The sequence below is a fragment of the Longimycelium tulufanense genome, assembly GCF_014645795.1.
GTDB classification, from domain to species: Bacteria; Actinomycetota; Actinomycetes; order Mycobacteriales; family Pseudonocardiaceae; genus Longimycelium; species Longimycelium tulufanense.
Map to the genome: position 1 here is coordinate 1 of NZ_BMMK01000084.1, position 3,031 is coordinate 3,031.

The 3,031-nt window shown below is 67.1% G+C and carries 9 protein-coding genes; all 9 read right to left on the reverse strand.

The window, feature by feature from the left end; genetic code table 11:
- Positions 1 to 125 precede the first annotated feature (125 nt).
- Positions 126 to 263, reverse strand: a complete 138-nt coding sequence (locus tag IEY55_RS31450) for a hypothetical protein (RefSeq protein WP_189062226.1) — start codon at positions 261 to 263, stop codon at positions 126 to 128.
- Positions 263 to 430: a hypothetical protein gene (locus tag IEY55_RS31455; RefSeq protein WP_189062227.1), complete on the reverse strand. Its 168-nt coding sequence runs from the start codon at positions 428 to 430 to the stop codon at positions 263 to 265. Before IEY55_RS31455 ends, IEY55_RS31450 begins: the two co-directional genes overlap by 1 nt.
- Complete coding sequence (locus tag IEY55_RS31460) at positions 402 to 749, reverse strand: hypothetical protein (protein ID WP_189062228.1); 348 nt, start codon at positions 747 to 749, stop codon at positions 402 to 404. The genes IEY55_RS31455 and IEY55_RS31460 overlap by 29 nt, the downstream gene beginning before the upstream one ends.
- On the reverse strand, positions 746 to 1,216 hold the full coding sequence (locus IEY55_RS31465; RefSeq protein WP_189062229.1) for a hypothetical protein: 471 nt from the start codon (positions 1,214 to 1,216) through the stop codon (positions 746 to 748). The genes IEY55_RS31460 and IEY55_RS31465 overlap by 4 nt, the downstream gene beginning before the upstream one ends.
- 132 nt (positions 1,217 to 1,348) lie before the next feature.
- A complete protein-coding gene (locus tag IEY55_RS31470; RefSeq protein ID WP_189062230.1) occupies positions 1,349 to 1,636 on the reverse strand; it encodes a hypothetical protein in 288 nt (95 codons plus the stop codon).
- Positions 1,633 to 2,001, reverse strand: a complete 369-nt coding sequence (locus IEY55_RS31475) for a hypothetical protein (protein WP_189062231.1) — start codon at positions 1,999 to 2,001, stop codon at positions 1,633 to 1,635. The genes IEY55_RS31470 and IEY55_RS31475 overlap by 4 nt, the downstream gene beginning before the upstream one ends.
- On the reverse strand, positions 1,998 to 2,216 hold the full coding sequence (locus IEY55_RS31480; protein WP_189062232.1) for a hypothetical protein: 219 nt from the start codon (positions 2,214 to 2,216) through the stop codon (positions 1,998 to 2,000). The genes IEY55_RS31475 and IEY55_RS31480 overlap by 4 nt, the downstream gene beginning before the upstream one ends.
- Positions 2,216 to 2,371, reverse strand: coding sequence for a hypothetical protein (locus IEY55_RS31485; RefSeq protein WP_189062233.1), 156 nt, complete (start codon positions 2,369 to 2,371; stop codon positions 2,216 to 2,218). The genes IEY55_RS31480 and IEY55_RS31485 overlap by 1 nt, the downstream gene beginning before the upstream one ends.
- 277 nt (positions 2,372 to 2,648) lie before the next feature.
- Positions 2,649 to 3,031, reverse strand: a 383-nt coding sequence (locus IEY55_RS31490) for a DnaB-like helicase C-terminal domain-containing protein (RefSeq protein ID WP_189062234.1), incomplete at its 5' end; no start/stop codon positions are given.

Genomic DNA, 3,031 nt, shown 5'->3' on the forward strand with positions numbered 1-3,031 from the left:
GCCGTCGGGACGGATGCGCACATCTCCGTAGTCGGGCATGGCTGTCTCCCAAATGGAATTTCGGTGAGGGCTGTGGAGGGTGGTCGCCGGCCGGGGCGGGAACCGGCCGGCGACCGGCCAGGTGGTCAGCGCTGGCAGCCGGTGAACACGACCAGCAGCAGAATCCAGGCGATCCACGCCCAGTGCTCGTAGGCGGTGGCGATGGACCACATCACGGCGTCGTGGCGATCCCACCAGGAACCCTGTTGGAGGTGGCGAGGCATCACGGCCTGCCCTGGTGGATCTCGGCAAGATGGCGCCGGCCCTGGTCGCCAGCGTGTCCCGCGTCCCAGCCTTGGCCGCATCCGTAGGGGCAGGGTTCGGCGGTGCAGTCCCAGTCCCACGCCCGGTAGCCGGGGCGCTTACGGACCTTGATGCGCACAGCAGCCATCCGAGTCTCCGTCCAACTCGTTCGCCGTGAGCCGCAGCTCGGTCGCAATCAGCACGCGGTCGGCGGTGACGGGTTCTTGGCCCTGCCACTCGTTGGCGAGCCGCCGCAGCGTGGCCGCGGTCCGCGTGTCCACGGCACGCTGGGTCTCCTCGGCTGGGGCCAGCGCCAGGATGGCGTGCACTGCTGCGGCGATCAGACGGTGCGTGGTGTCCCCGTACTCCGCGGAGTCGAGCAGCCGTAGGGCCTGCCCGCGGTGCTGCGCGGCCGTTTCCGGCGTCTCCCCGGCCCGGGCGAGGTAGGTGCCGTCGCGGTAGATCATGCCGCACCGTCCCGCGTCTCGTCGGAGTCCTGGGCGAGTAGCGGACGGCACTCCCAACGGACGATCTCCTCGGTGCGCTTCCGCTTCACCGTAGGCACCGCGGCCATCGCCTCCGGGTCCGGGACCTCTTCGACGACCTCGCGGGTGCCGACCACCACGCGCTCGCAGACCTCCTCGCGGTAGGCGAGCATCGTGACCTCGACACTGTTGGCGAAGGTGGCAACAACGTTGTGCCACTTGTCGTCGATCTCCTTGGCGACCGTCGCCCCAGCGGCCTTGCATGCTCGAGCGAACCGGGCGAGACTGCCGACGCGGTCGAACAGATCGGTGTGCACGGTGATCGCGATCGTGTTCTTGTAACCGCTAAAGTTCTCGGCCAACTCCGGGTTGGCCTCGATCATGTCGGCCAGGGAACGAAGACTGGCGGCCTGCCGGGCGGCGAGGTCGAGCGTCCTGTTCTCAGACATGGCGGCTCCCAGGGATCAGCAGGGTGGCGGTGTTGGCGATGTGAAGAAAACGAATGCGGATACGGGCGGCACGGTTGGACTGCTCGGCCACGCCAGCGATCGTGGTAGTCCCGGCGGGGGCGGACGAGACGCTCACCGGACACCCCCAGTGATCTTCTGCCTCTGGTGCACATACACGCACTTCTGGTCACCTGCGACCCCAGACACCGCTAACCCCGGCACCGTGGACAACGCGTCGAGTACGCGCTGCACGCTCGCAGGCGAGACGTACACGAACAACGTCCACACCGACACACGGCCACCGCGCTTGTCCCGGTGACATTCGGGCCCCCAAGCCACCACTTCCCGGACAGCAAGGCCCTGCTTGGCGAGGGTGACCTTGAGCTGACGAGACACCTCGACTGCGGCGCTGGCGCTCATAGGGCACTCCCGGTTTTGCCCTTGGCAGCAGGCACCCAGGCTCCGCCCAGCTCATCGGCGACGGCATCGAGCAGTTGACTCTCAGCGTTGCTCTTGTCGCGGATCGGGTTGGAGTAGTCCTGTCCGCACTCAACAATCCAGCCGCTGAAGTTCGCCCCCTGCGACCGATAGAAGCGCCTAGCCTGGGCGAGCACCTCGGCATCGGCGTCCATGGCGTAGGGGTCACCGTCACCCCAGATCGCGTGGATCTCGCCGGGCTCGAACACGATGCGCAGGGTGGCCGTATCGCCGGTGGTGTAGCGGCGCAGCATCGTCGCACCGGTTTGGGTGAAGCGGAACGTCAGGCGCTTCTCGCGGGCGCTCATCGGGCACCGCCGGCCCGGGTGCAGCGGGAACCCACGTAGTCGGACGCGATGTAGCCAGCCAGGACCACCCCAGCCAACACGGCGAAGCTGATGCCGGCGTGCGCCCAGGCCAGTCGGGTGACTGCGGTGTCGACGGCGAGGGCCAGCAGTGGGAACAGAGGGACGACGGTGAGGACGAAGACGAAGGCCGCGACGGCTGTGCAGATGCGGAACATCAGACGGTCACCGCCTTCAGGGCTGCCAGCTCGGCGGTGATCTCGCGGCGAATCTCGTTGCGCTCAGCGGCCCGCACGGAGCGGGCAGCGTGGCGACGGTACTGGGTCGGGTGGGTTCGGCGCGCGATGGCGCCGTAGAGGCGGTTGGTGTGCATCTGATTTCTCCCTCTCGGTGAGGGGTGGCGACTGATCGCGATGTCCATCGTATGTAAACAAGCGTCACGTCACAAGATATAGCCCATGGGCCGATCGAGTGACTTCGTCGAGAACCTGGACGGCGCGATCCCGCAGCAGATCCGAAACCAAGACGTGGAAGAAGCCGTGGGGCAAGCCGGAAAGCGGCCCAGGGGCGTCGCTGGCGGACGATCAGGCTGCGGACATGTTTTGGGTGGGAGTGTCGGGCACTCTACGGCGATCTCAGGGCTTTTTCGGTCAGACTGCGCGCAGGTTCCGGGCTCGGGCGTAGTGCGGTGCCCACTGCAGGTACACGTCACCGCACCGGCCCTGCCGGTGTTTGGCGATCATGAACATGATCTCGCCGTCGTGGTCGGGCGCCGGGTCCTTCCACAGTAGGGCGATGATGTCGCTGTCCTGCTCGATCGCGCCGGACTCGCGGAGATCACCGATGGTGGGGCGCTTGTCCGTACGCTGTTCCGGGCCGCGGTTGAGCTGGCTCAAGGCCACGACCGGCACCCGTAGCTCCTTTGCGAGGAGCTTCAGTTCGCGGGAGAACTGGGCCACCTGCTCCTGGCGTGGCAGGCGGGGATCTGCGCCGTTCATCAGCTGCAGGTAATCCACGACTACCAGACCGAGGC

Bases quoted from the DNA above. Each gene is read 5' to 3' on its own strand.
- IEY55_RS31450 (WP_189062226.1), bottom strand. From the start codon at position 263: ATGCCTCGCCACCTCCAACAGGGTTCCTGGTGGGATCGCCACGACGCC.
- IEY55_RS31455 (WP_189062227.1), bottom strand. From the start codon at position 430: ATGGCTGCTGTGCGCATCAAGGTCCGTAAGCGCCCCGGCTACCGGGCG.
- IEY55_RS31460 (WP_189062228.1), bottom strand. From the start codon at position 749: ATGATCTACCGCGACGGCACCTACCTCGCCCGGGCCGGGGAGACGCCG.
- IEY55_RS31465 (WP_189062229.1), bottom strand. From the start codon at position 1,216: ATGTCTGAGAACAGGACGCTCGACCTCGCCGCCCGGCAGGCCGCCAGT.
- IEY55_RS31470 (WP_189062230.1), bottom strand. From the start codon at position 1,636: ATGAGCGCCAGCGCCGCAGTCGAGGTGTCTCGTCAGCTCAAGGTCACC.
- IEY55_RS31475 (WP_189062231.1), bottom strand. From the start codon at position 2,001: ATGAGCGCCCGCGAGAAGCGCCTGACGTTCCGCTTCACCCAAACCGGT.
- IEY55_RS31480 (WP_189062232.1), bottom strand. From the start codon at position 2,216: ATGTTCCGCATCTGCACAGCCGTCGCGGCCTTCGTCTTCGTCCTCACC.
- IEY55_RS31485 (WP_189062233.1), bottom strand. From the start codon at position 2,371: ATGCACACCAACCGCCTCTACGGCGCCATCGCGCGCCGAACCCACCCG.